This window comes from Acinetobacter legionensis, assembly GCF_048551735.1.
In the GTDB taxonomy this organism is placed as follows: domain Bacteria; phylum Pseudomonadota; class Gammaproteobacteria; order Pseudomonadales; family Moraxellaceae; genus Acinetobacter.
Window position 1 is genome coordinate 68,352 of record NZ_JBIMBV010000017.1, and the last position, 26,389, is coordinate 94,740.

26 protein-coding genes are annotated in these 26,389 nt (G+C 38.9%); 16 read left to right on the forward strand and 10 right to left on the reverse strand.

Annotation, left to right across the window (positions count from 1 at the left end; all coding sequences use genetic code 11):
• Positions 1–36: 36 nt before the first annotated feature.
• Entirely contained in the window at positions 37–1,290 is a 1,254-nt protein-coding gene (locus tag ACG9ZL_RS15440) for a carbohydrate porin (RefSeq protein WP_336954358.1), read from the reverse strand.
• 377 nt (positions 1,291–1,667) lie between these two features.
• Complete coding sequence (locus tag ACG9ZL_RS15445) at positions 1,668–2,786, reverse strand: CaiB/BaiF CoA transferase family protein (protein ID WP_336954359.1); 1,119 nt, start codon at positions 2,784–2,786, stop codon at positions 1,668–1,670.
• Between the two features lie 211 nt (positions 2,787–2,997).
• Here ACG9ZL_RS15445 and ACG9ZL_RS15450 point away from each other — a divergent pair, with 211 nt between their 5' ends.
• The 6 genes from ACG9ZL_RS15450 (at position 2,998) to ACG9ZL_RS15475 (ending at position 10,495) form a co-directional block, all read left to right on the forward strand.
• Entirely contained in the window at positions 2,998–4,008 is a 1,011-nt protein-coding gene (locus ACG9ZL_RS15450) for an AraC family transcriptional regulator (RefSeq protein ID WP_004724010.1), read from the forward strand.
• A gap of 148 nt (positions 4,009–4,156) precedes the next feature.
• Entirely contained in the window at positions 4,157–4,618 is a 462-nt protein-coding gene (locus ACG9ZL_RS15455) for a GNAT family N-acetyltransferase (RefSeq protein ID WP_336954360.1), read from the forward strand.
• Between the two features lie 114 nt (positions 4,619–4,732).
• Entirely contained in the window at positions 4,733–5,251 is a 519-nt protein-coding gene (locus ACG9ZL_RS15460) for a GNAT family N-acetyltransferase (protein ID WP_419360668.1), read from the forward strand.
• A 153-nt stretch (positions 5,252–5,404) separates the two neighbouring features.
• On the forward strand, positions 5,405–6,610 hold the full coding sequence (locus ACG9ZL_RS15465; protein ID WP_419360670.1) for an acetyl-CoA C-acetyltransferase: 1,206 nt from the start codon (positions 5,405–5,407) through the stop codon (positions 6,608–6,610).
• A gap of 11 nt (positions 6,611–6,621) precedes the next feature.
• Entirely contained in the window at positions 6,622–8,754 is a 2,133-nt protein-coding gene (locus tag ACG9ZL_RS15470) for a 3-hydroxyacyl-CoA dehydrogenase NAD-binding domain-containing protein (RefSeq protein WP_336954362.1), read from the forward strand.
• A 745-nt stretch (positions 8,755–9,499) separates the two neighbouring features.
• Complete coding sequence (locus ACG9ZL_RS15475) at positions 9,500–10,495, forward strand: DUF2804 domain-containing protein (protein ID WP_336954363.1); 996 nt, start codon at positions 9,500–9,502, stop codon at positions 10,493–10,495.
• A 28-nt stretch (positions 10,496–10,523) separates the two neighbouring features.
• On the opposite strand, the gene ACG9ZL_RS15480 is transcribed toward ACG9ZL_RS15475, so the two are convergent.
• Complete coding sequence (locus tag ACG9ZL_RS15480) at positions 10,524–11,399, reverse strand: metal-dependent hydrolase (RefSeq protein ID WP_419360671.1); 876 nt, start codon at positions 11,397–11,399, stop codon at positions 10,524–10,526.
• 71 nt (positions 11,400–11,470) lie between these two features.
• Positions 11,471–12,346, reverse strand: coding sequence for a metal-dependent hydrolase (locus ACG9ZL_RS15485; protein ID WP_336954365.1), 876 nt, complete (start codon positions 12,344–12,346; stop codon positions 11,471–11,473).
• A gap of 154 nt (positions 12,347–12,500) precedes the next feature.
• Here ACG9ZL_RS15485 and ACG9ZL_RS15490 point away from each other — a divergent pair, with 154 nt between their 5' ends.
• Positions 12,501–13,535, forward strand: a complete 1,035-nt coding sequence (locus ACG9ZL_RS15490; RefSeq protein WP_419360673.1) for an AraC family transcriptional regulator — start codon at positions 12,501–12,503, stop codon at positions 13,533–13,535.
• A 159-nt stretch (positions 13,536–13,694) separates the two neighbouring features.
• On the opposite strand, the gene ACG9ZL_RS15495 is transcribed toward ACG9ZL_RS15490, so the two are convergent.
• Entirely contained in the window at positions 13,695–15,026 is a 1,332-nt protein-coding gene (locus ACG9ZL_RS15495; protein ID WP_336954369.1) for a Na+/H+ antiporter NhaC family protein, read from the reverse strand.
• A gap of 421 nt (positions 15,027–15,447) precedes the next feature.
• Between ACG9ZL_RS15495 and trpA the strand changes: the two genes are divergently transcribed.
• The 4 genes from trpA to ACG9ZL_RS15515 are packed head-to-tail and all read left to right on the forward strand — an operon-like array spanning position 15,448 to position 19,431.
• Positions 15,448–16,251: a tryptophan synthase subunit alpha gene (trpA, locus tag ACG9ZL_RS15500; RefSeq protein WP_004723986.1), complete on the forward strand. Its 804-nt coding sequence runs from the start codon at positions 15,448–15,450 to the stop codon at positions 16,249–16,251.
• Positions 16,248–17,144, forward strand: a complete 897-nt coding sequence (accD, locus tag ACG9ZL_RS15505; RefSeq protein ID WP_419360675.1) for an acetyl-CoA carboxylase, carboxyltransferase subunit beta — start codon at positions 16,248–16,250, stop codon at positions 17,142–17,144. Before trpA ends, accD begins: the two co-directional genes overlap by 4 nt.
• Positions 17,141–18,430, forward strand: a complete 1,290-nt coding sequence (gene folC, locus ACG9ZL_RS15510; protein ID WP_419360677.1) for a bifunctional tetrahydrofolate synthase/dihydrofolate synthase — start codon at positions 17,141–17,143, stop codon at positions 18,428–18,430. Before accD ends, folC begins: the two co-directional genes overlap by 4 nt.
• Positions 18,421–19,431, forward strand: a complete 1,011-nt coding sequence (locus tag ACG9ZL_RS15515; protein ID WP_336954374.1) for an SPOR domain-containing protein — start codon at positions 18,421–18,423, stop codon at positions 19,429–19,431. Before folC ends, ACG9ZL_RS15515 begins: the two co-directional genes overlap by 10 nt.
• 10 nt (positions 19,432–19,441) lie before the next feature.
• On the opposite strand, the gene ACG9ZL_RS15520 is transcribed toward ACG9ZL_RS15515, so the two are convergent.
• The 5 genes from ACG9ZL_RS15520 to ACG9ZL_RS15540 all read right to left on the reverse strand — a co-directional run bounded on the left by ACG9ZL_RS15520 (position 19,442) and on the right by ACG9ZL_RS15540 (position 23,141).
• On the reverse strand, positions 19,442–20,047 hold the full coding sequence (locus ACG9ZL_RS15520; protein ID WP_419360679.1) for a dual specificity protein phosphatase family protein: 606 nt from the start codon (positions 20,045–20,047) through the stop codon (positions 19,442–19,444).
• Positions 20,040–20,858 carry an MBL fold metallo-hydrolase gene (locus tag ACG9ZL_RS15525; RefSeq protein ID WP_419328404.1) on the reverse strand — a complete coding sequence of 273 codons (819 nt, stop codon included), beginning with the start codon at positions 20,856–20,858 and terminating at the stop codon, positions 20,040–20,042. The genes ACG9ZL_RS15520 and ACG9ZL_RS15525 overlap by 8 nt, the downstream gene beginning before the upstream one ends.
• A gap of 105 nt (positions 20,859–20,963) precedes the next feature.
• Positions 20,964–21,419, reverse strand: a complete 456-nt coding sequence (locus ACG9ZL_RS15530) for a hypothetical protein (protein WP_419328405.1) — start codon at positions 21,417–21,419, stop codon at positions 20,964–20,966.
• 357 nt (positions 21,420–21,776) lie between these two features.
• Positions 21,777–22,394 (reverse strand): L-threonylcarbamoyladenylate synthase, encoded by a 618-nt coding sequence (locus ACG9ZL_RS15535; RefSeq protein ID WP_336954379.1) that lies wholly within the window; start codon positions 22,392–22,394, stop codon positions 21,777–21,779.
• Between the two features lie 84 nt (positions 22,395–22,478).
• Entirely contained in the window at positions 22,479–23,141 is a 663-nt protein-coding gene (locus ACG9ZL_RS15540; protein ID WP_419360681.1) for an elongation factor P hydroxylase, read from the reverse strand.
• Between the two features lie 97 nt (positions 23,142–23,238).
• Here ACG9ZL_RS15540 and ACG9ZL_RS15545 point away from each other — a divergent pair, with 97 nt between their 5' ends.
• From ACG9ZL_RS15545 to acpP, 5 genes are all read left to right on the forward strand, one after another.
• Complete coding sequence (locus ACG9ZL_RS15545; protein ID WP_336954381.1) at positions 23,239–23,802, forward strand: YceD family protein; 564 nt, start codon at positions 23,239–23,241, stop codon at positions 23,800–23,802.
• 74 nt (positions 23,803–23,876) lie between these two features.
• Positions 23,877–24,062: a 50S ribosomal protein L32 gene (rpmF, locus tag ACG9ZL_RS15550; protein WP_004723964.1), complete on the forward strand. Its 186-nt coding sequence runs from the start codon at positions 23,877–23,879 to the stop codon at positions 24,060–24,062.
• Positions 24,063–24,226: 164 nt separating this feature from the next.
• Positions 24,227–25,213, forward strand: a complete 987-nt coding sequence (fabD, locus tag ACG9ZL_RS15555) for an ACP S-malonyltransferase (RefSeq protein WP_336954383.1) — start codon at positions 24,227–24,229, stop codon at positions 25,211–25,213.
• The gene (gene fabG, locus ACG9ZL_RS15560) at positions 25,210–25,944 is read left to right on the forward strand and encodes a 3-oxoacyl-ACP reductase FabG (RefSeq protein WP_336954385.1); all 735 of its coding nucleotides are present in this window, start codon (positions 25,210–25,212) and stop codon (positions 25,942–25,944) included. The genes fabD and fabG overlap by 4 nt, the downstream gene beginning before the upstream one ends.
• An 86-nt stretch (positions 25,945–26,030) precedes the next feature.
• Positions 26,031–26,267 carry an acyl carrier protein gene (gene acpP / locus ACG9ZL_RS15565; protein WP_004723957.1) on the forward strand — a complete coding sequence of 79 codons (237 nt, stop codon included), beginning with the start codon at positions 26,031–26,033 and terminating at the stop codon, positions 26,265–26,267.
• Positions 26,268–26,389 lie beyond the last annotated feature (122 nt).

Below are 26,389 nucleotides of genomic sequence, written 5' to 3' on the forward strand. Positions count from 1 at the left end.
GTTAAAATGGCATCGAAATATTTATGATCTATAACACTAGAATGCAGTTTGGAATTTGATACCGCCAACCCATGCATTTTCACCATCTTTATATGCACCTACATGACGAATATATTGCACATTTGGACGGATCGTCAGCCAATTTGTTGCATGTACACCGTAGTAAATTTCAGTGTTGTACTCTTCATCTTGTTGACGAATTTGAGTGTTGTTCACATCATTGTTGATGCTGATACGAGAAAAACCAATTGCGACATCATCTTGAGGACGCGCATCGAAAGGACCTTTATAGACCAATCCAATATTTTGCATATTGTCGACAGTGTTTGTGTCTGAGTCATGAAGGGTTAAATTAATGAAACCCGTTAAGCCACGACGTGCATCACCGTGATGTGCTGTAAGTTGTTGCTTGGCAACCAGCCATCCACCTTGTTTATGATCTGTTTCATTTGGATTTTTAATGCGTTGTGTATCGACAGTACTGTAGTAATAGCCCAAACGGTATTCACCTGGCAATTTTGCAACACTGAGTTTCGGTTGCCAAACGATTTCCGCAGGAATAATTGCACCATGTGAACCATCTGTACTTAAGTTAAATCCTTTGCCACGTTCTAAGTTTTCAGGATTATATTCATAAGCGCCAACTTGAGCATATAAGTCAGATTGGATGTTATATTTAACCCGCGCAGCCCATTGGCTAACAGGCCAGTTATACCACTGATCGCCTACCCAGTTACCCACTTGAGAGCCACAAAGTGCGAGATTTTGAAAATCACAGTCAAAGCTGTTAAAATCCTCACCTTCGCCAAAACGACCCATTTTAATATCTAATTTTTGATCAAAGAATTTTTTCTTGATCCAAAAATCAGTTAAGCGCCAAGTTTGACCACGACCCCAAACTTCTTGGGTTGAGCTGAGTTGTCCTGCAAGGGCATCAGAGGTTTGCGACAATGAACGACCATTACGTTCAGTGATGGTGATTTGGGCTTCAGTGTCTTTCCATCCAAGCACTTTTTCCAAGTCTACATGACTACCAATTGCAAACTGGTCTGCATACTCAGTTCCATGGCTTGAATGGTTTTTTGAATCTAATAAGGTGGCTAATTCGCCAGTGTAGCCGAAGCTGAAGTCATAACCTTTTTGTTGGAGCTCGGTTCTTTTTCCGTTCCAATCACCAAACATCCATGGGCTTTCTGCATTAAATGCTTCAGCTGCATGAGCACTTTGAAAAGAACTACATAAAGATAATAAGCTGATAGCCCAATAAAAGTGACCTTTAGATTTATTCATATTTGGTGACCTTGATAACACTTTGTAACTAATTATTTATAATACTCTCATATTTGTATAAAAATCTATTATTTATGACTTTTAATTGTAATTAATGTGAGTATTTTATCTCATGGTGATAATTTTTTAATAAATGAATATTGGCTTTTTGAATATTTTTGGTCAATTTAATCTATTGTTTTTAAACTACTAAATTTTATTTAAAAATTAATTAAAAACGATGGATTAAAATTGATTCGAGAAAATTAGGCCACCTGTGTAACTTATTTAGAATTAAGATTACACAGGATGCTGAGCTTACAAATTATACAAATTGTAAAGAAAATGACAGAATTGTAATTTTATTTAACTTGAATTGTGTTGTATTAATTGGGTAATTACCATTTCCCTTCACCCAATTGCTGGCCAATATAGTGATATTGCATTTGTGATCTTGAAAACTTAATTGGACAGGCTAACTGTGGTTCAGTTTGATCAGAATTGGGCTTCAATGGAACATTAACCACCCAATTGCGTTGTTGTGAAATTTGGGACTGTAGTGCTTCATCTAATCTCAATACGGGTTCTACGCAAACGTCCAGTTGCTCAAACAGTTGATTCCATTCAGCCAGATTTTTACTTTTAATTTTATCTCGAATCGCTTGTTTGACCATTTGACGATCTTCAGTATCGAAAGAAGCACCTTTTTGTAGAAGAATTGGCAATTCTAAGGCGCTTGCCAGTCCTGTCATAAATTGTGGCTCTAAGCTACCAATAGATAAATAACGAGCATCGGCAGTTTCATAGTAATCATAAAAGGTTCCTCCATTGAGCTGTTCTGATTCACGTTGTTGGTGCTGACCACCAGCTAAACTGGCTGCTGCTGCCATATTATTGAGTCCCACCACACAATCGGTCATGGAAATATCAATATATTGACCCAGACCGCTACTTTGACGTTCCACTACAGCAGCAAGAATGCCAATGACAGCATGTAAGGAGCCTCCTGCCACATCTGCGATTTGAATCCCCATCGGCGGTGGCCCACTGTCTTGACGACCACAATGTCCAGCGATACCAGACAGTGCAATATAGTTAATATCATGTCCAGCTTTGTCTTTATATGAGCCTGTTTGACCATAACCCGTAATTGAACAGTAAATTAAACGCGGGTTAATTTCAGCCAAGGTTGGATAATCTAAGCCCAAACGTTGCATTACCCCCGGACGAAACTGTTCAACAACAATATCAAACTCGGAAATCTTTTGTTTGACTTGTTCAATACTGATAGGGTCTTTTAAATCTAAAGTGACGGATTGCTTATTTCTGTTGAGATAACTGTGTGAAGTTGCTTGTCCATTGGCATAAGGCGGGAACAAGCGAACCAGATCTGGACGCGTTGGTGATTCAATGTGGATCACTTCTGCACCTAAGTCTGCAAGGTATAAAGTTGCAAATGGACCGGGTAATAAAGTGGAAAAATCGAGTACTTTCAATCCCTTTAAAGCTGTTGTCATAATTGTTTTTACCAATAGTGTCTTGATTTTAGACCCATAATAGAAATATAAAATTAACAAAACAATGTCATGTTCAGCCATTTACCTTGATCATTTCGGCAATTTATGATGTAAAAAGGTGATCTGCACTGTTGTAAATCGCCAATAAAACATTTTTTAGCGTCATTTAGGTCAATTGTTAGTGAACATCAAAGAGAGTGAAGGATTTACCATGAGTCGTGATACGATCAGTATCCATTTTGTGAATGCCGCCTTAACAGGTGTGAAGCGTCTAGGAATGGACGTTGACACCTTACTTTCACATGTTGGCATAGAAGCAGAGTTACTCCGCCAACCTAAAGCACGTATTTCACCAGAGCAATATACACGTTTTGTAAAAATGCTGTGGATGGTGACCCAAGATGAACATGTTGGCTTTGATATCCAACCTCGTCGTTTGGGGTCTTTTGCCATTATGTGCCAATTGATTATCCACGCTAAAACTTTGGGTGATGCTTTAGAGTTATCATCACAATTTTATAAATTATTTGGGGATGAGTGGTCGGTCGCAGTTGAACGTGATAAACATGAAGCGCGTTTAGTACCACTGATTCCAAAAACCATGGATCCTGATCATTTTATTACTGAAAGTATGCTGATGATTTGGCATGGTTTAGCTTCATGGTTAATTGAACGTCGTATTCCTTTAGAACGGGTACATTTTGGTTACCCACGTCCAAATCATGCAGATGAGTATGATGCGCTGTTTTTTGCACCTGTGATGCAATTTGACATGCCACGTACTGAAATTACTTTTGCCGCAGACTATTTGGATTTACCGATTCGTCAGGATGAAGCAAGTTTAGAAGAGTTTTTAAAAGCTGCGCCTGCTCAGCTTTTGGTGAAGTTTAAAAATACCAATTCTTTAACTTCGCGTATTCGTGAAGTATTAAAGAGTCAAATTGGTGAAGAAATGCCAACCTTAAATGATGTGGCTTCAATGTTGTATTTATCCCCACAAACCTTGCGCCGTCGCTTAGCTGCGGAAGGGAAGAGTTACCAAGGTGTTAAAGATGCCTTACGTCGTGATGCTGCAATTCATTTGTTATTAAATCCAGATTTAACCTTGGAGGATGTAGCACAACAAGTGGGCTTTAGTGAAACCAGTACCTTCCATCGCGCATTTAAAAAATGGACAGGGGTTACCCCAGGGCTTTATCGTCAATTGCATGGTTATCATTAATCAAACATAGATGAATTCAAAAGTATTTTTGTTGATCCTAAGCCCAAGTATCACTTGGGCTTTTTTATGCCTGATCATTTCAGCTAAAATATCTTGTAAGATATAAGCGATAAAGCAAAAGAATTTTAAACAAATAGGGTATTAAAAAATGATTAGGCTGGCTGAGTTTGATGATATGCAGGTACAAGATTTACTCAGAATTCACTTACATGGTATGCATAAAAACTCACCGATTGAGCATAGTTTTGCATTAGATCTAACTGCGTTACAACAACCAGAAATTAGCTTTTTTACCCTTTGGGAGCAAAATGAACTTTTAGCTTGTGGTGCAATTCAAGAGCTTTCATCTACACATGCCGAATTAAAGTCCATGCGGACACATCCCAAACATTTACGTAAAGGTGCTGCAACAGAAATGCTGAAACATCTTTTAATGATTGCTCAACAACGTAAATACCAAAAATTGAGTTTGGAAACGGGAACACACTTATCTTTTGAACCCGCAATTTGCTTGTATAAAAAATTTGGCTTTATTAAAGGTGCTTCTTTTTCAGAATATCAGGAGTCTGATTTTAATCAATTCTATCATTTAGATTTATCCACTCAATAGCGCATTGAATAATATTAGTGATGATTGTGAAAAAAGAGAATATCGCACCTGCTTATTTTAGATTTGAGCTAAGTAATTAGGTGAGATTTGAATGTTTTTATACTGGATACATAGATGGCATGTTTAATTAGAAAAATTAATCCTTCGGATATAGCGCAACTGATCGAAATAGAAAAATCTGCTACACAAGCATTTTCAAGTATTCCCGAGTTATCTTGGCTTGTCGAAAGCCCCGTATTGTCAGCACAACATCACTTACAATTGATTTCTTCTGCTTATGCATTTATCGCGATTAATCAAAAGAATCAAGCTACAGGCTTTTTATATGCAGAAAGACAAGCACTTGATTTATATATCATTGAACTAGATGTGAGTGCCGCATTTCAAAAACAAGGGATTGGTCGGCAATTGATTGAATATGCGATTACTATAGCTCAGGGAGAGGGCTGTGATGCTGTGACATTAACTACCTTTCATGATGTGATTTGGAATCGGCCATTTTATGAAAAATTAGGCTTTGAAAAGATCAATGCGCTTGAGATGCCTCTCTATCTTGAGCATAAACTTGAGTATGAAGTTGCATGTGGTTTTTCTTGTAACAGCAGATGTGCAATGAGATTGGCACTTAATTGAAATACGCGATTTGTTTTCGTTTTCCCATTCAGAACGAACCAGCCAATTGACAAAAAATATCAACTGACTATTTCGTTCTCGTCATTGAACTCTCAACTTTATAACGTACACTCAAAGCAGATAACAACCTAGAAGTCATAAGAAGGAACAGCTATGAGCGAGGCTTACATCATTGATGCCATTCGCACACCACGCGGAAAAGGAAAAAAAGATGGTTCACTGTATGAAGTGAAACCAATTACATTATTAACCACATTGCTCAATGAATTGAAAGATCGTCATCAGCTTGATACTTCAAAAGTAGACGATATCGTACTGGGTTGTGTAACACCAATTGCCGATCAAGGCGGTGATATTGCTAAAACTGCTGCAATTGCAGCAGGTTGGAACAATGATGTTGCCGGTGTGCAAATCAACCGTTTCTGTGCTTCAGGTCTTGAAGCCGTCAATATGGCTGCACAAAAAGTACGTTCAGGCTGGGAAGACATTGTTGTTGCTGGCGGCGTAGAGTCTATGTCACGTATTCCAATGGGTTCTGATGGTGGACCTTGGGCGTTAGACCCTGAAACAAATTTAAAATCACATTTTGTTCCTCAAGGGATTGGAGCGGACTTAATTGCCACGCTAGATGGTTATAGTCGTACAGATGTGGATGAGTTTGCTGCCAACTCCCAACGTAAAGCTGCTGCTGCACAGGCTGCGGGTCGCTTTGATCAGTCAGTGGTTGCTGTTAAAGATAAAGCTGGTGTTACGATTCTTGACAAAGATGAATTCATTAAACCAACTACAACTGCTGAAGGCTTGGCAAAACTCAATCCAAGTTTTGAAATGATGGGTGGAATGGGCTTTGATGCGATTGCATTACAACAATATCCAGAAGCGCAAAAAATTAACCATGTACATCATGCTGGAAACTCATCGGGTATCGTAGATGGTGCAGCAGTGGTGCTGATTGCTTCTGAAAAAGCAGTCAAAGAGCAAGGTTTAAAACCACGTGCAAAAGTGTTGGCAACGGCATTGGTTGGAACAGATCCAACCATCATGCTAACAGGCCCTGCACCTGCTGCGCGTAAGGCGTTGGCAAAAGCAGGTCTTAGCATAGATGATATTGATCTCTTTGAAGTGAATGAAGCATTTGCATCTGTAGTGATGCGCTTTATGACTGAACTTAAAGTCCCAGCTGAAAAAGTCAATGTGAATGGGGGGGCAATTGCAATGGGGCATCCGTTGGGTGCAACAGGTGCAATGATTCTCGGTACGTTACTCGATGAATTAGAACGTCAAGGTAAAAAACGTGGTCTAGCAACATTATGTGTAGGTGGTGGCATGGGTATTGCGACCATTATTGAGTTGGTATAAGGAGAATAATAATGAGTGCAATTCAATATGAAAAAAATGCGGATGGTATTGTTATTTTAACGATGGACTCTCCCAACCAGTCTGCAAATACCATGAATGCTGATTTTCGTGTGGCTTTAGAAAATATTGTTTCTAAACTTAAATCTGAAACAGACCTAACAGGTGTGATTTATCGCTCTGCGAAAAAAACTTTTTTTGCGGGCGGTGATCTAGATGAGCTGATCGAGGCCACGCCAGAACATGCTACTGAATTCTTTGATATGACTGCAAAGCTAAAAGGTGATCTTCGTACAATTGATACTTTAGGTGTTCCTGTGGTTGCGGCAATTAACGGAACAGCATTAGGTGGTGGATGGGAAATTGCTTTAAGTTGTCATTATCGTATTGCTTTAAATGATCCTAAAACCAAATTAGGTCTACCTGAAGTAACACTGGGCTTACTTCCTGGCGGCGGTGGTGTCGTGCGTATGGTGCGTTTGCTTGGTTTGCAAAATGCATTCCCATTCCTCATGGAAGGTAAGCAATTTGGAGTAGATAAAGCCAAGTCTCTAGGCTTAGTCAATGAGCTTGCAGATAATGAGCAAGACATGATGAATAAAGCGATTGCTTGGATCAAAGCCAATCCAAAATCACAACAACCTTATGATGTAAAAGGTTATAAAATTCCGGGTGGAGACCCAAAAACCCCTGCAGTTGCTCAAGTTCTCGCAATTGCTCCTGCAATGCTACGTGATAAAACCAAGGGCTGTTATCCGGCGCCTGAAGCGATCATGGCTGCTGCCGTTGAAGGGGCCCAAGTTGATGTAGATACAGCTTTCCGTATAGAGGGGCGCTACTTTACTTACCTTGCAACAGGGCAAGTTGCAAAGAATATGATTGGAACATTCTGGCACGGCTTGAATGCAATCAAAGCAGGTGTAAGCCGACCTAAAAATATTGCCAAGTGGCAAGCGACCAAAGTCGGTGTTCTTGGTGCTGGCATGATGGGGGCTGGTATTGCGTATTCGACAGCAATCAAAGGTATTCAAGTCGTTCTAAAAGATGTATCTACTGAAAATGCTGAAAAGGGTAAAGCATATAGCCAAAAACTATTAGATAAACGTGTTTCACAAGGTCGTATGACCGCTGAAAAACGTGATCAAGTTTTAAGTTTAATTACAGCAACTGCATCCGCAGAGGATTTAAAAGGCTGCGATCTGATTATTGAAGCGGTTTTTGAAAACCAAGAATTAAAAGCCAAAGTGACGCAAGAAGCGGAACAATTTCTTGCAGATGATGGTGTTATGGCTTCCAATACATCAACATTACCGATCACAGGTTTAGCTAAAGCTTCTAAAGACGATACGCATTTTATTGGTCTACATTTCTTTAGCCCTGTCGATAAAATGCAACTGGTCGAAATCATCAAAGGTAAAAATACCTCTGCTGAAACTTTGGCAAAAGCCTATGATTATGTGCAACAAATTGGTAAAACACCTATTGTAGTCAATGATAGTCGTGGATTTTTTACCAGCCGTGTGTTTGGTACATTTGTGCAAGAAGGTTTACGCTTGCTGCATGAGGGTGTGCATCCTGCGCGTATTGAGATGGCTGCACTTAAAGCAGGAATGCCAGTTGGTCCATTGGCAATTCAAGATGAAGTGGCACTCACACTTTCTGAACATGTTGCTAAAGAAACTCGTAAAGCACTTCAAGCAGAAGGTAAAGACTTACCACTTTCAGGCGCAGATGATGTCATTGAAACCATGATTCATACATTTGAACGTAAAGGAAAGGCTGCAGGAGCAGGATTTTACGAGTATCCAGAAGGTGGCAAAAAGCATCTGTGGGATGGTTTAAGTCACTGGAAGAAAGATGTTGATATTTCAGAACAAGAAATGATTGACCGTTTCTTATTTGTTCAGGCTTTAGATACTTTACGTTGCTATGAAGAGAATGTATTGGAATCTGTGATTGATGCCAATATTGGTTCAATTTTTGGTATTGGTTTTGCACCATGGACAGGAGGTGCGATTCAATTTTTGAATCAATATGGTTTAGAGAAAGCTTTAGTTCGAGCGAACACGCTTGAAGCAAAATATGGCGAGCGTTTTAAAGCACCACAAAAGTTAATTGATCAAATTCCACATGGAAAGATTATCTGATTTTATATATTGCTTTAAAAGTTGTAGATGAAGAGTCAATTCTAGGTTAGACAATGATTTAAAAAAGAGGCCAAGCGCCTCTTTTTTTGACTAGATTTAACTTTTAATTAAATAAATGTGTGAGAAAAATAGGCAGAACCCGTTAAGATTGACTACAGCTTGAGTGCAAAAACTCTATTAACATATATAACATAAACGGAGAAAATCAATATTACACAATAGAACTAAAAATTAATATAATTCAATCGATTGGTTTAAAAATATCTAAGTAACTACATCAACTTTTCTGAACTCGCTCGCCATAATGAATAAAAGTTCTTGATGTGGATACAGTTGGGTGTGCTTATCATTGTAGTGATTATCTATTCAATCATTTTTAAGAAACTATCGTTATTGTATCTTATCTCTTTAATAGCATTTATAGTGCCTAGAATTTCAGTCCTTTCTTGTCGTTTACATGATGCGTGAAGAGTTGGTGGGTGATACCTGATCGTTTTTATTCCCTTTTATTCCCTTAGGTGTTTGGTATTAATCTACTTGTAAATTTCAGATATCAAGCCTCAGACAAAACTGTGGCGGGCTACAAAGTAATATTAAACATATCAACCAAATGGTCGATAGGTTTAATCATGATAAAAATGGATTGATTGGGTGTGAGATAGTGTTGCTATATTCAAAAAAATAGCAATAATCAAAGAACCGACTAAAGTCTAATATTTCCCTTATAAAAGGATTGGGAATTCACATGGATTTAATACAAAGCAATGGTCAACCCCGTTATGGGCGTTTTAAAGATATTCCAAGTAAGATTAATGTCAATCAATACATCTACAAAACACCGTATGGCAAAGTATTAACTGGTTGGCGTAAGCATTTAAAATATAAAAAATTTAAATTTTGTGGTATCCAGCATGAACATTATTCAATTGGTATCGCAATTGCAGATATTGGTTGGGCTGGGCATGGTTTTATTTATATATATGACCATTCTAATAATGACGTTTTTGAATGGAATGCCAATACAATCTTAGGGCGTGGCACAGCTTTAGATGAACAACCTTTATACAGCCAAAGCCACTTTAATAAGTCACCTTTTGAATTTGAAATGCAACATGCGAATGGTGTGCGTTATATTCGAGCGACAAGAAGTGGAGAAGAGCAGTTAAAAGCCCGCATTTTCTGTGCAGGAACAGAACCTTTAAGCTTATGTAGCCCCAACGGCATTAATGGTTGGACCTATACGCAAAAAAAAACAACATTGGCTGTAGAAGGTTTCTTTATCAATAAAAATAAAGTGCGTATAGATTTTAATGAAAAAACATTGGCATCTCTAGATGATACTTGTGGGTTTTTAAGACCAGAAACAGCGTGGTTTTGGCTATCGTGTAACTTTTGGGATACGCAAGGAAATCGTATAGGGTTAAATCTAGCTTCAGGGGTGAATGAGAGTTTTGGCAATGAAAATTGTCTTTGGGTCAATGGTATTCTATACCCAGTTGCAGATGTGCTTTTTGAAAAGTTAGATGTAAACGTGTGGTCAATTCGTTCTTTAGATCATAAATTAAATCTGACAGTGGAAACAGGCTGGCGTAGGTTTGAAAATCTAAATTTACGTTTGGTAGGAAGCCAGTTTAGTCAATGGCAATCACGTATTAGTGGAACTGTAGAATCTGAAATTGGTGAGTGTATTCAATTAAATCAAGTCTATGGTTTGTTGGAACAGCATTATGCTAAATGGTAAAGCTGTTCCGACTCTAAGGTTTTTAATTTTATAAAGCTGCTTTCCAAAAAGCTTCACCGGCTTGAATAGGATCATTGGTTTCAGCCAACACATCTATCCAAACCTGATATTGTCGTATCACAGGATGTTGGCTAGGATGAAAATTAGGCTTAAACCAGTCTAGATATTGTTCACGCATTGCAGATAATTTACCTTGTTTCCCAAAAAACCATGGAATGCCTTTGATAGCAAATTTAGCGCGTTGGAAACGACTAAATCCATCATATTTGAGCATGACATTGGCACGGTAGAAGGTAAATCCAAACATTTGTAAAGTGACAAAGGCAAGCGCAAATTTACGTAAGTTTTCAGGGACTTCTCCAACCTGTTTCATGACATCAAAAGCAACATCTCGATGTTCCATTTCTTCAATTGCATGCCAAGCAAATAGGGCCCGCACAAAAGGATGAACATCGGCTAAAGTTTCCCTTTTACTATAAAAAGTTTCTGCCATTAACGCTGTGAGATGCTCTGCTGCGGCAGTCATAGCAATGTTGTACTGTTTGGAACGATGTTTGAGTATATGTTCGAAATGCGCACTCATAAATTTTACAAACTGGTCAACAGGCATGCCTTGGTGCAGCATTTCTTCATTCATTTTGTCATGTGCAATACCATGCTGTGCTTCCTGTCGAATAAAATCTGTGACACGTTGCTGTAAATTTGGATCGGTAATTTTGTCACGCAGTGCCCGAACACTTTGAATGAAATATCTTTCCCCTACAGGAAAGGTCAAACTCAGGGCATCAAACATACGGGTACGAAAAGGGTCATTATCAAACCAAAAGCGTGGAACTTCATTCAATCTAAAATCTAAATTGTTGCGAACCACAGGATCAACTTGGTGTTTTACATATGCATTCATTGTTTTATTTCTCGCATTATTCAGTTCAAAGCCTTATTCAAGACAGAACTGATCAGTTTATATCAAGACGGCTATAATCCAGCCTGCCAAAATGCTTCACCTGCTTGAATAGGATCATTGGTTTCAGCCATCGTATCGACCCAAACTTGATATTGTCGAATTACAGGGTGTTGACTAGGATGAAAATCTTTTTTAAACCAGTCCAAATATTCACCTTTCATTGCAGATAAAATCCCTTTTTTACCGAAGAACCAAGGTAATCCTTGTGTTGCCATTTTTAAACGTTCTATACGGCTGAATCCATCATGTTTAAGCATGATATTGGCACGGTATAGGGTAAAGTTGAACATCATTATTGTGGTAAAGGCTAAAGCAAATCGACGTAAGTTATCTGGCACTTCTCCAACCTGTTTCATGACATCAAAAGCAACATCACGATGTTCCATTTCTTCAATAGAATGCCATGCCAGTAACGCTCGTACATAAGGATGTGCTTCAGATAGCGTTACTTTATGGCGATAAAATGTTTCTGCCATCAAAGCAGTTAAGTGTTCTGCTGCTGCTGTCATAGCAATATTGTATTGAGGCGAGCGCTGAGTCAGTTCAAATTTAAAAATTTTACTTAAAAACTGGATAAATTGATCAACAGGCATGCCTTGATCTTTCATGACTTGATTCATTTTGTCATGGGCAATGCCATGTTGTGCTTCTTGACGAATAAAATCCGCAACACGTTGTTGTAAATCTGGATCGGTGATTTTATCACGAAATAGACGGACACTTTCAATGAAATAGCGCTCACCATCTGGGAAGGTAAGACTTAGTGCGTCAAATAGTCGCGTGCGGAATGGATCTCCTCCAAACCAGAAGCGCGGTACTTCTTCAAGTTTAAAGTTGAGCTTGGTTCGAACCACAGGATCGACCTGATATTTAACTAATGCATTCATTTTATTTTACTTGCATTGCTGTTGATGAATTCAGTATGTCGGGAATTTGCAAGTTTGTTTTGACAGATATTGCCATTTTTTATACATTTTACGACAAAATGAAAATTTGGAATGTCAGTTTTTTACTTTAATGATCATAAAAGAGTGCAAGACTATGCATGAATTACAGATCCCTAATGGTTATTTTCATCTCTGGCAGATGTATTTGTCTGAACAAGGGATTGATCTTGCGACCCTTGATTTCTTACAAGCGGATGAAAAAAAACATTTAATTGAAATTCTATCGCAGCCGATTGATACACAATCTTCCTATTTCTTCTTTCATCAACTGATTGAAAAAACCAAACAAGTGCTAGATTGTCCTCAGATTGTTTTTGAAATGGCAGAATATGTTCGACCTGAACATTTTGGGGTTTTGGGCTATATGGCATCGCGAAGTACAACTGTCGCAGAAGCGTTACAAAATATTATGCGTTTTAGCCGTTTGGTGATTGATGGTGATGAAGTTATTCCAATGCAAATGCGGCTCAAGGGGGAATATGTACATTTAATTTGGCCCTTTCATCATGAAAAATACATTCTTATAAATGAATTTACCAATGCGTTAATGATGCATCTCGCACGTAAAATTGTACCGCCAAATCAATTTCCATTACATGCGGTGCGTTTTGCTCATGCACCACAAATGGCAATGTATCATTATCAAAAGTTCTACGACTGTGAAGTCTCTTTCCATCAACCGCAATACAGTTTTGTCTTAGCCTCAGCAGGTTTAAATTTAAAAATCCAACAGGCAGATCCATCCTTAATGCAGTTGTTGGTCAAGCAGGCAGAGGAGGCCATTGCGTCTAAACCTCGTTATGAAACCATTGCTCAACGCTTACATTTGATTGTGGCGGAATATTTAAAATTAAAACAACAAGCACCAAAAATAGAAGAACTCACTCAAGAACTTCATATATCTACACGGACTTTACAACGACAGTTAAGTGACTTACAGACATCGTTTAAGAAAATTGTAGAAATTGAGCGAATGAAACGTTCTGAATTTTTATTGGAAAGCCAAATGCCATTCAGTGAAATTGCAATGCATTTAGGTTATTCAGATCAGTCTGCTTTAACCAGAGCATATAAGGCTTTTAGTGGGCAAACCTTATTAGAGAAAAAACAAAAGTTGAAGTCAACATAAAAAACCAGTGCAAATAAAGTTAGCTTCAAAAGTCAAGCACCTTAGATCGCGTTACTGCGATCAAAGTGCTTAGTATGATTGTATTTTTTTAATTTATGTACAAAGCGCTGGTTGATCTGATTGTTGAATTGGTTTTTAAAACCCTGATTTAACATGGTTTCAAGTTCTTTTTAACTTAGGAAATCTAAATACGATTGCCAATACTGCAAATATCGCCAATACCCAACAATAATAAATTGAACCAATTAGTTCAACAGGGGACAGTTTGGCAATTGAGCATGCAAGTAAAAGTTGAGCGCCGTATGGAATCAAACCCTGAACCACACAAGAGAAAATATCCATAAATGCGGCTGCACGTTTGGGATCAACAGCATATTCTTTGGCAACTTCTCTTGCCATGTCTCCAGATAAGATGATGGCAACCGTATTATTTGCAACAAACACATTTGAGAAAACCACAAGAAAGCTAATTCCAATTTCTCCCGCATGTTGCTGACCGATTTTAAATCGGCGGGTTAAGGCATAAATATGTTGAATTAACCATTCTAACCCCCCTTCTTTTTGCATAATGGCAGATAAACCACCTAAGAACATAGAAAGTAAGGCAACTTCAAACATACCAACAAAACCATCATAAATAGCGGCATTGTATTTAAGCAGGGTAAATTCAGGATTTTCAATGATGCCAAGACAACCAGAAAGTACTATTCCAATGGTCAGTACTGCAAGCACATGCAAACGTGTAAATGCTAAAAAGAATACGATTACATAAGGCAAAATAAGCCATAGGTTATAACTTTTATATTCAATAGTTTGTGCATGATGGCTGGTCAAAATATAAATTAATATGGTGATGATCGCAGCAGGAAGTGCAATCCAGATATTTACCCGAAATTTATCACGCAGTTCTACATTTAGGCTTCGAGTAGCTGCAATGGTGGTGTCTGAAATCATGGACAAATTATCACCAAACATTGCCCCACTGACCACAGCACCAATTGCATAAATAGGTTGAATGTCCGTTGCTTGAGAAAAACCAAAAGCAATCGGTGCACATGCTGCAATGGTTCCCATCGATGTTCCCATTGCTGTGGCAATAAATGCTGAAATGATGAAAAGCATCGGAAGGACAAATTCAGATGGAATAATTGATAAACCAAATTGAACAGTGGAGTCCACACTACCGATTGCACTGGTTACGCTGGCAAAGGCCCCTGCAAGCATAAAGACCATAAACATCAAAATTAAATTGGGATGGCTTGCACCATGCAAAAATGTTTCTATAGCGGCATTGATTTTCCCTCTATACAGCAGGATGGCTAAAATAATTGCAGGAAGAGCAGCAATAGGGGCTTTCACTTGATAAAAAGCAAATTCAGTACCAATGATCGTGTGATAAATACCACTGCCTAAAAAAATGGCTAAAAAAACAATAAGCGGCAAGAGCGCAAGCACGCTGGCTTGCACTTTAGCCTGAGAATGTGTGGTCATAAGAGGAGATAAAAAATCAGAATCCTGACTAGTATAAACAGCTTTTGCAATTTCTGAAAAATAATTAAGTAATGTGGGTGATAAGGTTTTTAGTTATAGGATTATGATTTAACTTTATTTTTTACTTATATTGATATTTTTTCACAAGCTTGAAAATAGGTAGCTTTGATCATTGTCCTCAACTTGAAAATAGCGCTAAATGTATCCATGGGTTGTTTTATTATTTGTGATATAAAACAAGATATGCGAGAGCGACTATGTGACTCTATCCTTTGAGTAAAAAATAGCGTTACAATGCAGTGTCTTGTATTTATACATTTGGATGATTAAACCGTAAATAAATCTATTTTGAGTTTGTTTACTGGCGTTTAATGATCTAAAAACTCCTCAAGTTTGAACAATTCAAGGAATGTACAATCCTATGTCACGTTTAGCCACTCGTTTTGCACAGCTTAAATCTCAACAGCGTAAGGCTTTGGTTTCTTATGTTATGGCGGGTGATCCTCAACCACATGTAACCGTACCATTGTTACATCAAATGGTTGCAGCAGGCGTAGACGTAGTTGAACTTGGATTGCCATTTTCCGATCCTATGGCAGATGGTCCAGTGATTGCACTTGCAGCAGAGCGCGCTTTAGCTGCGGGTACAAATACCTTTGATGCCTTGAATATGGTTAAAGAATTTCGCCAAAAAGACACGACAACGCCGGTTGTTTTAATGGGGTACTTAAACCCTGTTGAAGTGATTGGTTATGAAAAGTTTGTGGCTTATGCGAATGACTGTGGTGTTGATGGGGTACTTCTTGTGGATTTACCACCTGAAGAAGCACAAGATTTAGATGAAGTATTGCAAAAGTACAATATGGATCAAATCTTTTTGCTTGCACCAACCTCTACCGATGAACGTATTCAGCATGTAGTGAAACAAGCAAGTGGCTTTATTTACTATGTGTCTTTAAAAGGCGTAACGGGTGCAGCAACATTGGATACAACGGAAGTTGCAGCACGTATTGAAAAAATCAAAACCTTTACCGATATTCCAGTTGGGGTAGGTTTTGGGATTAGTGATGCCGCTTCTGCAAAAGCAGTAGGTCAAGTTGCTGATGCAGTGATTGTCGGAAGTGCTTTTGTCAAACCATTTGCAAATCTTGCACCAGAACAAGCTGTTGAAGCAGCAGTGAATAAAGTCAAGGAGCTTCGAGCCGCGCTCGATGAGTTAGTATGAATCAAGAAGTGAAATCAGGGAAAATCCTCAGCGCAACAACGCCGTGGACAGATCGTACAGTTCCAGGCATTCATATGCCTGACCAACAACAAAAACTCAAAGCGACGTTTACAGAACCAACCATTGAGTGCCCTGAATGTCATGCACTCGTGACTCGTACTGCAATGTCTTTCAATGCTTATGTTTGTCCATCATGCGATGAACATTTGAAAATGAAAGCACGTGATCGTTTAAATTGGTTTTTTGATAATGTGACCACTGAACTTGGTCAAGAATTTGCTGCAAAAGATCCTCTGCATTTTGTAGACAGCAAGCCTTATCCAGAGCGTATTAAAGAAGCGCAGGAAAAAACAGGTGAAACTGAAGCCCTTGTGGTGATGCAAGGTCAAGTTAAAAATATTGCAATGGTTGCATGCGCATTTGAATTCGACTTTATGGCTGGATCAATGGGTACTGTGGTCGGTGACCGTTTTGTACAAGCTGCTGAAAAAGCGATTAAAGACAAGCAACCACTGATTTGTTTTGCTGCTTCAGGTGGTGCTCGTATGCAGGAAGGCATGTTGTCTTTGATGCAAATGGCGCGTACCTCTGCGGCGATTCAAAAAATGAAAGATGCGCATCTTCCTTATATCGTGGTATTAACCCATCCTGTGTATGGTGGTGTAACAGCATCATTGGCAATGTTAGGTGATGTACATATTGCTGAACCTAAAGCGATGATTGGCTTTGCAGGTAAACGTGTGATTGAACAAACTGTACGTGAGAAGCTGGAAGAACCATTCCAACGTGCGGAATTTTTGCTTGATCATGGTGTAATCGATCAAATTGTTCATCGTCACGCATTACGTGATACTGTATATCGTATTGTAGCGAAACTGATGAATTTGCCTTGAACAACCAAACAGCACCTTTAAATACTGATGATTTAAAAACATGGCTCAATTATTGGAGCCATGTTCACGTTACAGGGATTGATTTAGGCTTAGAGCACGTGATTCCTGTGGCAGAACAACTTGGAGTGATTAACCCCAAAGCCAAAGTGATTACCGTTGCGGGAACAAATGGCAAAGGTTCAACCACAACTACACTCGCTGCGATTCTCAATGCCCAAGGATTGAATGTTGGTTTATACCAGTCTCCACATATTTATCGTTTTAATGAGCGGGTTAAACTGGCTGGACAAGAAGTTGATGATCAAACTTTGATTGATGCTTTTGTTGCGGTTGATCAAGCCCGCCGTATTTGTGATTTATCTTTATCTTTTTTTGAAGCCACAACTTTGGCTGCATTTGTTATTTTTAAACAAAAACAATGTGATGTTTGGGTACTTGAAGTTGGTCTTGGTGGTCGTCTGGATGTGGTCAATGTGATTGATCCAGATGTGGCTGTGATTACCAATATTGGCTTAGACCATACCGATTGGCTTGGCGATACGATTGAAAAAATTGCTTTTGAAAAAGCGGGCATTATTCGGGCAAATATCCCCGTTATTTTTGCGGGTGCACAAGACATACCACAAGCTATACAACATAAAGTACAAGAAACCAATGCTACGCTATATGCGTTAAACCACGATTATTTTTATGATAACTCAGAAGATGGCCAATCTTGGAATTTTGCAAGCTCAGGAACGACTTTAAAACTTCCTTTGGGACACTTGGCACTGGAAAATATTTCTGCGGCTGTCGCTGCAATTTTGGTGAGTGGTTTAACAGTTTCACAACAGGCGATTTCGCAAGGTATCCTGAACGCACAATTGTCAGGGCGCTTTGAGATTAGAAAAATACACGATAAAACAGTAATTTTTGATGCGGGACACAATCCGCATGGTGTAGAATTTTTGTTAAAGCAATTGCGAAAATTCCTAGAATACAATAAACAGTACACAGAAGTTGTCTCTGTTTTTTCAATGTTGTCCGACAAAGATGTAGATTCTGTGGTCAAGTTGTTGAAAAATACTGTATTAAAGTGGAAAATTGCACCATTAACTGTGCCTCGTGCGGCATCATTGGAACAATTACAAACTGCTTTACAGTATGAGACAGTTGAACAGTTTGATTGTGTACAAGCAGCATTTCAATCAGCGCTTGCAGAAACCAATAATAATCAGCTGATTTTGGTGTGTGGTTCATTCCATACCTTAGAAGCGGTCTGGGAGTATTTAGACGAATGTCAATGAATAACAAACAACGCTGGATGGGTGGTGTTGTTTTATTAAGTGGTGGTGTTCTATTGGCGGCATTGCTTCTAAAAGGTAAAGAAGAAATCCACCAAAGCCAAGTAGAGACACAGCCGACAAGCCAAGCTCAGCAAAATAAAGCGACACCTGCAGGTGAGCCTGTACAATTGCAGCCGTTGACTGTCGACGTTGCGACTGAAAAACGTCTGTTAGAAGAGCAGAAGCGTGCCCGTGAAAAAGCGGTTGCTGAACAAGAAGCAAAAGCAGCTGATTTTTTACGTACGCAACAACAGGCAGAAGCAGATGCTGCACGTAAAGCAGCTGAAGAGTATGCCGCTGCAAATGCAAGACGTGGTGCAGCTGCTGCGGCAGCACAGGAAGGGGCTGATATTCCTCCTGAGCTGGTACAGGATGAAAAAGCCAAAGCGCAACAGAAAGCAGCAGAGCAGAAAAAACTTGAACAGCAAAATGCTCAATTAAAGCAAAAAGCCGATGCTGAAAAAAAGTTAGCTGAGCAGAAGCGTCAAGCTACCGCAGAAGCAGATAAAAAAGCCGCTGAAGACAAGAAACGTAAATTAGAAGAACAACAAAAAGCAGATGAAAAACGTAAGCTAGATGCTGAAAAGAAAGCTGCTGCTGAGAAAAAGCAAGCGGAAGACAAGAAAGTAGAAGCGGATAAAAAACATAGAGCACAAGAAGAAGCAAAGAAAAAAGCGGAAGCTGAAAAAGCACGTGATTTGCTTGAAAATGGTGATAAGCAATGGATGGTACAAGTTGCGCTTGCCGCCAATGAAGCCAATGCAGATGCTGTCGCTGCTAAACTACGTGCCAAGGGCTACAAAGTGACTAAGAGTCCAACCTCAAAAGGTATTCGTATTATGGTTGGACCATCGAAAGATCGAGAGACTGCTGATTCAGCACGTAAGAAGATCAATTCTGATGCGAGTCTAGGCATGAAGTCGGCTTGGGTAATCGAGTGGGTACCTCTAGACCGACGTTAAACGCTATGAATTAGGTCTTTGTGGTTAAAGATGGATTCGCGAGTTGCTCACGGATCCATTTTATATTTTCAGGGGTAAAAAGTTTTTCAATATTGCCCCAGATTGGATGGAAGCCATAACCGCCATGCTTCATTTCATTTAAAGCATCCTTCACAGACCAGTTCTCAAAAATAATTCGGTACATTGCAACACTTGCCCCAGTACGATCAGAACCATGATAGCAATGGATTAAAACCTTCTGGTTTTGGGCTTTTGCGATTTGAATTGTTTTCATGACATTGAGTAGATCATGACGATCAATTGCCCAAGTATTGATCGGGATATGAACCAATTGAAAGTTTTGTTTTGAAAAGACGGTTTTATCTTTATTGTGACTTCTTAAATTAATAACGACATCAATATGATTGGTTTTTAACTCAGGAATAAGTTCAGCACTGGGTTGTTCACTACGAAAAACGGTGTCACTGATTCGATAAAAATTATACTGTGGAGCAACAATAGTTCCCCATTGTTTTGGGCGCTCATGATCTGGAAGTGCAGCTGTTGTCATACATGCTGAAAGCTGTACGCTGAGTGCGAAGATAGTGGTATAACGTAATAATTGAGATTTAAGCATGTTTTAAATATCGGTCTAGTTCAACAGGATCGTGGGCACAGATAATTTCAATTTTTGCTTTATTCTGTGCAAGCTGTTGCAGTTGTGATAATGTTTTTAAGCGCAATGTATTATCTTCTGCTAGGAGATATTCAATTTTGTCGAGCGCGCGTAATTTATTCTTAGGGTTGAGTTCTAGATGATTAAAATAAGCATCGCCACAGAACAATAACCATCTCTTTTGTTGTTTGATCGCTATACCGCAATGTCCTACAGTATGACCGACTAAAGGAATTAATAAAATTTCATCATTGAAAATATTAAAACCTTGAACTTTTTGGAAGTTAAACCATGCTTCGCCATTTATAGGTTCAAGAAAATTCCAGTAGCGATGATTTTTAAATTGTTGTGGTCGATAGCGCAATTTATTCATGACTGAAAGTTTTTGTGCAGCATTAAACTCACTGGATAAGATGTGAACCGTGGCATTGGGAAAGTCTGAAATACCACCTGCATGATCTAAGTCTAAATGGCTGACCAAAATATGTTGAACATCGGATGGTTTAAAACCCAATTGTTGAATTTGAGAAATGGCTGTGAGATTGAAATCAGCTTGTATGCCACTTATTTTAGTAAAAGCTTTACCTAAACGTGTTTGTGGGTGAAGGTAGTCTTGCATCCCAAAACCGGTATCGACCAAAACAAGCCCCTTGTCTGTTTCAATCAATAGGCAATGACACACCATTTTTCCATACAAACCTTTTTGTCCGTATAGTGGTGCACACATCGGACACATGGTTCCACAATGTAAATGATGTACCTTATAAATCATAATTAAGCATTTGTTTTTAGGATTGTGCTTTGTTTATAAACTGAATTGAGAAAAATACCAATCTAAAAATACAATTGTTGTGTTTAATAGAGCTCAAATCACAGCTCATGGAATGAAGATTTTTAAGCGTTTACGTGTTGAAAAACCAGAGCCGTTGTTTCCCCAGATTGAAACAATATAAGTTTCATTTTTTAATAGGCACGGTTTTACTGTGGGGTGTTGAAATGCGCTTCCCCAAATACTCAGTTCATCATTGATCCCTTTTTTGAGTCTGATCTGTTGCTTATTATTTGCTTGATGAATGCTTACTTGATGAGTATTAATCTTTTGCCGATCTGCAGGGTAAAGAATGTGAGGGTGTTCAATTTCACAAATAAGGGTATGATTTTGTATAGATTGAATTTTTAGTTTATTGAAACCTAAATAATACTCACCTAAGAAAATGTTTTCTAAAATGATTTCATGCTCTTCATGATAAATACGAACATTAGGTGATTTAATAAAGGGATAACTGATAAGTAATCCAAGAATAATGACCAAGACATAAAGAATTTTTTTCATATTTAATCTAAGTTTTAAAGATGTTGAATAATTTTATTTTTTTCAAGGACATGTTCGATAATTAAATAGCACAGCTCTATTAAGCAAACATTTCGAGTTTCAAACTGCAAGACTAAGTGTTTTAGTTCTTTGACTACTAGATAGAACTGAAATTTTTTTGCTAAGGGATTTTTTAGCGAAAGAGACATGTAACACAGTAACTTGTGATTCAGGTGTCCAAGGCTTTTCAATAAAGAAAATTTGATCATTTTGTACGTTATTAATATTTAATAACGTGGTGAATAAATCCATCGCATCTTACTTCTATCAAGCCTTGATTCTTTAATCACGTATCGGCGATTAAATGCAGTTTGGAGCTTACTCAAAAGCGCTTACATCGCCTACACCACGACGAATAATTTCAGGGTTCGCTCCTGATAAATCAACGATACTAGTGGTGGTTAAGGTACCTAAACCACTGTCAATAAACACATCAATACGTTTTTCCAGTAATTGTTCAATATCGTAGGGATCATCCATTGGTGCATCTTGACCAGGTAAAATCAAAGTACTGGTCAGTAAGGGTTCTCCCAACTCTTTTAATAGTATCTGACAGACGGGATTACTTGGAACACGTAAGCCGATAGTTTTTTTCTTGGGATGCATCAAGCGTCGTGGAACTTCACTGGTTGCGGGTAAAATATATGTGGTTACGGCTGGGGTATTGGCTTTAAGTAGACGATACATTGCATTGTCTACTTTGGCATAGGTTGCAATATCAGATAAATCTGCACAGATAATCGCGTACTGATGCTTTGCCCCTAGACCGCGGATCTGAGCAATACGCTCCATTGCACTTTTATTTCCAATTTGACAGCCGATTGCATAAGCGGCATCAGTTGGGTAAACCACAACATCACCTGCTCGAATTCTTTCGACTGCTTGGCTGATTAAACGTGGTTGAGGATTGTCAGGATGTACTCTTAAATGCAGCATATTTATTCTCCTGATTTATTGTTAATTCAATTATTACTTGGGAAAGTAAATCGTTGCAATCAATGTTTTAAAAAAATTACGGGTTTAATCAAGATCGTTACGATTAAATTCAGTGCTTTGTAATGTTTTGCCACCTCGAGTACATAGACAAATACACTGAATTAAATGTTTTGCATCGCGTGGAAGTTTGGCTTTACCCGAAAAAAATTCCTGAACTTGTACATAGACATTGTCTTTAAATGTCGAGCCGTCACCACCTTCACCAGTCAGATTATCCAGCGAAACTCGAAATTTTCGTCCAAATGCTTTGGAAAATAACCATTCAATGGCTTGAGGCTTGATTTCAACTTGCTCAAATAAGGCTTGTTGTTCAGCTGTACGACCATCGGGTGCATACCAGTAACCGAGATCAGGCAATAAACGGCGTTGTTCTCCGGCAATGCTCCAATGACTGATTTCATGCAGAGCACTGTTGAAAAAACCATGTGCAAACTGAATACGGGCAGGGCTGTGTTCGCTAGCAGGGAAATACTCTGGTTCAAAATCACCACGAACAAGCGTCACATTTAGGTGGGAAAACCAGTGATTAAAGTGTAAGATAAGCCAATCAACGTGTTGTACTTCTGTTTGTAAGTTAGCCCATGATAAGCGTTGCACATCGGCGGCTTGCAATATGTTTTCAGAAGTTGAATGCGTATTGAATTGTAATGAAGTAGTGACTTCAGGTTGCGGCTGCAACTGATGCATGGCTTGTATTACTCAAGAGATCTGTCTAAATAAGTACAAAATTGTATCTTAATCTTTGACAGAGTACCTATGAATTTGTAGAATTGCCGCCTTAATTATGTCAGCAAATACCTTTCCGGCACAGATAGAGCCGTTTAAATGGGCTGAACAAGGCTTTACATGGTCAGGTACCCTGCCATTGTCTCGCTTTGTTCGTATTTCCCGTGAAGCTGTTGGATCAATTGATGATCAATTGATCAATATAGACTGTAAGCTATCAATGGATGCGTATCATCGTATTGTTTGGCTAGATGGTCATGTAGATACTAAAGTTCCAATGGAATGTCAGCGTTGTCTGGATTCTGTTGAAATTACACTAGTTTCTGATTTCCATTTAGCTTTAATAGATGATGAGTCACTGATAGAGCGCTTGGATGAGGATGCTGATTTCATCGTACTAGGTGAAAGTGAAGCAACAATTAAAGGGGATTATTTAACCAATACTCCTGCAACTGTTGATTTACTTGCACTTTTAGAAGATGAATTGTTATTGTTGATGCCTCTGTCTCCTAAGCATGATGCTTGTGAACATAAGCACCAACCAGCCGTTCAGGACACTGTTGAAGAAAAACGGGATAATCCGTTTGAAGTTTTGGCAGGTTTGAAGGGTAAACTTAACTAAATTTTGTGTTATACTGTTAAGTTAAGACAACCGAATTTGTTCTGATCCATTTTTTCGATTTGTAAGGAGCCATCATGGCCGTTCAGCAAAACCGTAAAAGTCGCTCTCGCCGTGACATGCGCCGTTCACATGACGCTTTAACCGAGAATGCACTAACTGTAGACCAAACTACTGGTGAAACTCACCGTCGTCACCATGTGACTAAAGATGGTTTCTACCGTGGTCGTCAATTATTCGCTAAAGCAGCTGATGCTGAATAATTGGTAAGTATTAAGCGCAAGCTTAGTAAAAAATGGGAGCGAAAGCTCCCTTTTTTTGTTTTGAATGACTGGTTTTTTTGTTGTATTTCGCAATTAAATTAATTTTTTTTTAATGTAAAATTGCGCCATCGGAAACGATCAAGATTAAATAAGGGACTTTTTATATGTCTGCCAAACGATTCGAACAAGCAGCTCAAGCAACAAAAACTGCATTTTTGTTTCCAGGTCAAGGTTCACAAAAAGTGGGTATGCTTGCTGAACTTGCAGAACAGTTTAGTGGTGTACAAGAAACCTTTACTGAAGCATCAGATGCCATCGGTTTTGATTTATGGCACATTGCACAAAGCGGTGAAGGTTTAGATCAAACTGAAAATACCCAACCTGTTTTATTGACAGCAAGTATTGCTTTATGGCGTGTATGGTTAGATCTTGGTGGTGTTGTACCAAAATACCTCGCAGGTCATTCATTAGGCGAATACAGTGCTTTAGTTGCTGCAGAGTCGATGACTTTGGCAGATGCAGTCAAGTTGGTAAATTTACGCGGTAAATTGATGCAAAGCGCTGTGCCTCAGGGGCAAGGCGCAATGGCCGCCATTCTCGGTCTAGATGATGCGAAAGTACTTGAATTGTGCGAGCAAGCCAATGTGCAAGGTCGTGGTTCTGTTGAAGCTGCAAACTATAATGCGCAAGGTCAAGTTGTTATCGCAGGTGACAAAACTCTAGTCGAAGCTGTCATGATCGTTGCGAAAGAAAACGGCGGTAAAGCAATTGCATTACCTGTATCTGTACCATCACATTGTTCTCTAATGAAACCTGCTGCTGTACAGTTTGCAGAAGCTTTGGAACAAACTGCCATTGAGCTACCAAGCATTCCTGTAATACAAAATGTCAATGCTGGAATCGCGACAGATACAAGCCAATTGCGCTTAGCGTTAACAGCACAGTTGTATCAGTCAGTACAGTGGACTAAAACCATGCAATTCATTCAAGACCAAGGCATTCAGTATGTTGCTGAATGTGGTCCAGGGAATGTATTGGCGAATTTAGCAAAACGTTTACCAAATATCGAAAAAGCATTTCCACTCGATACACAAAGTCGTATGGAAGATGCACTGAATGCTATCTTAGTGGCTGAAGGGAAAATTGCATGACACAAGAACGCAAAGTCGCATTAGTGACAGGCGCGAGCCGAGGGATTGGTGCTGCCATCGCTCAGCAATTAATTCAAGATGGTTATTTTGTTGTAGGTACAGCAACATCGGCAGCGGGTGCAGAAAAACTTTCAACAGTTTTTGCTGAAAATGGTGCTGGTGCATTACTAGATGTACGTGATGGTGCAGCAATTGATGCATTGGTATCAGACATTGAACAAAAATATGGTTCAGTGATGATACTGGTGAATAATGCTGGAATTACCAAAGACAATTTATTGTTGCGTATGTCTGAAGAGGATTGGGACGATATTCTCAATATCCATCTAAAAGCTGTATTCCGCTTATCTAAACGTGTATTGAAAGGTATGACCAAAGCTCGCTTTGGACGCATTATCAATATTAGTTCTGTTGTTGCACATTTTGCTAATCCAGGGCAAGCCAACTATTCTGCTGCAAAAGCAGGGATTGAAGCTTTCAGTCGCAGTCTCGCAAAAGAAATGGGAAGCCGTCAGATTACAGTCAACTGTATTGCACCAGGTTTTATTGCAACAGAAATGACTGAGCAGTTGAGTGAAGATATTCGCAAAAAAATGAGTGATCAAGTTGCGTTAAATCGATTTGGTCAACCAGAAGATATTGCAAATGCAGTAAGTTTTTTGGCTTCTGACAAAGCCAGTTACATTACAGGCACAGTATTACACGTAAATGGTGGTTTATACATGGCGTAATGCGATGTATAAACTTTGAAAAAAGTAAATATTCAATTAAACTATCAGGCAATTAAAAGCCGCCACAAGCAATGAGGAGAATTCCTGTGAGCGATATCGAACAACGCATTAAACAAGCTGTTGCAGAACAATTAGGTATCAAAGCTGAAGAAATCAAAAACGAAGCATCTTTCATGGATGATTTGGGTGCTGATTCTCTAGACCTAGTAGAACTTGTTATGTCTTTCGAAAATGACTTCGACATCACTATTCCAGATGAAGATTCTAACGAAATCACAACTGTTCAATCAGCTATCGACTATGTAACTAAAAAACTTGGTTAATGTGTTGATTGTATAACACGGTGTTGTTATACGTAAAAAGACCACCTTTGGGTGGTTTTTTTATGCCTGAAGTTAGGGTTTCGAGCGAATCTTTGATTGGCGATGACTCAACCATTAATAAC

What these genes read in the sequence shown, in the direction of transcription:
- ACG9ZL_RS15490 (WP_419360673.1), top strand. Translation starts at nt 12,501, where the DNA reads ATGCATGAATTACAGATCCCTAATGGTTATTTTCATCTCTGGCAGATG.
- ACG9ZL_RS15530 (WP_419328405.1), bottom strand. Translation starts at nt 21,419, where the DNA reads ATGAAAAAAATTCTTTATGTCTTGGTCATTATTCTTGGATTACTTATC.
- ACG9ZL_RS15455 (WP_336954360.1), top strand. Translation starts at nt 4,157, where the DNA reads ATGATTAGGCTGGCTGAGTTTGATGATATGCAGGTACAAGATTTACTC.
- ACG9ZL_RS15540 (WP_419360681.1), bottom strand. Translation starts at nt 23,141, where the DNA reads ATGCATCAGTTGCAGCCGCAACCTGAAGTCACTACTTCATTACAATTC.
- ACG9ZL_RS15440 (WP_336954358.1), bottom strand. Translation starts at nt 1,290, where the DNA reads ATGAATAAATCTAAAGGTCACTTTTATTGGGCTATCAGCTTATTATCT.
- ACG9ZL_RS15470 (WP_336954362.1), top strand. Translation starts at nt 6,622, where the DNA reads ATGAGTGCAATTCAATATGAAAAAAATGCGGATGGTATTGTTATTTTA.
- ACG9ZL_RS15480 (WP_419360671.1), bottom strand. Translation starts at nt 11,399, where the DNA reads ATGAATGCATATGTAAAACACCAAGTTGATCCTGTGGTTCGCAACAAT.
- ACG9ZL_RS15520 (WP_419360679.1), bottom strand. Translation starts at nt 20,047, where the DNA reads ATGCTTAAATCTCAATTATTACGTTATACCACTATCTTCGCACTCAGC.
- ACG9ZL_RS15525 (WP_419328404.1), bottom strand. Translation starts at nt 20,858, where the DNA reads ATGATTTATAAGGTACATCATTTACATTGTGGAACCATGTGTCCGATG.
- ACG9ZL_RS15475 (WP_336954363.1), top strand. Translation starts at nt 9,500, where the DNA reads ATGGATTTAATACAAAGCAATGGTCAACCCCGTTATGGGCGTTTTAAA.
- fabD (WP_336954383.1), top strand. Translation starts at nt 24,227, where the DNA reads ATGTCTGCCAAACGATTCGAACAAGCAGCTCAAGCAACAAAAACTGCA.
- accD (WP_419360675.1), top strand. Translation starts at nt 16,248, where the DNA reads ATGAATCAAGAAGTGAAATCAGGGAAAATCCTCAGCGCAACAACGCCG.
- trpA (WP_004723986.1), top strand. Translation starts at nt 15,448, where the DNA reads ATGTCACGTTTAGCCACTCGTTTTGCACAGCTTAAATCTCAACAGCGT.
- ACG9ZL_RS15450 (WP_004724010.1), top strand. Translation starts at nt 2,998, where the DNA reads ATGAGTCGTGATACGATCAGTATCCATTTTGTGAATGCCGCCTTAACA.
- ACG9ZL_RS15495 (WP_336954369.1), bottom strand. Translation starts at nt 15,026, where the DNA reads ATGACCACACATTCTCAGGCTAAAGTGCAAGCCAGCGTGCTTGCGCTC.
- ACG9ZL_RS15535 (WP_336954379.1), bottom strand. Translation starts at nt 22,394, where the DNA reads ATGCTGCATTTAAGAGTACATCCTGACAATCCTCAACCACGTTTAATC.
- fabG (WP_336954385.1), top strand. Translation starts at nt 25,210, where the DNA reads ATGACACAAGAACGCAAAGTCGCATTAGTGACAGGCGCGAGCCGAGGG.
- ACG9ZL_RS15465 (WP_419360670.1), top strand. Translation starts at nt 5,405, where the DNA reads ATGAGCGAGGCTTACATCATTGATGCCATTCGCACACCACGCGGAAAA.
- ACG9ZL_RS15515 (WP_336954374.1), top strand. Translation starts at nt 18,421, where the DNA reads ATGTCAATGAATAACAAACAACGCTGGATGGGTGGTGTTGTTTTATTA.
- ACG9ZL_RS15460 (WP_419360668.1), top strand. Translation starts at nt 4,733, where the DNA reads ATGGCATGTTTAATTAGAAAAATTAATCCTTCGGATATAGCGCAACTG.
- rpmF (WP_004723964.1), top strand. Translation starts at nt 23,877, where the DNA reads ATGGCCGTTCAGCAAAACCGTAAAAGTCGCTCTCGCCGTGACATGCGC.
- ACG9ZL_RS15485 (WP_336954365.1), bottom strand. Translation starts at nt 12,346, where the DNA reads ATGAATGCATTAGTTAAATATCAGGTCGATCCTGTGGTTCGAACCAAG.
- ACG9ZL_RS15545 (WP_336954381.1), top strand. Translation starts at nt 23,239, where the DNA reads ATGTCAGCAAATACCTTTCCGGCACAGATAGAGCCGTTTAAATGGGCT.
- ACG9ZL_RS15445 (WP_336954359.1), bottom strand. Translation starts at nt 2,786, where the DNA reads ATGACAACAGCTTTAAAGGGATTGAAAGTACTCGATTTTTCCACTTTA.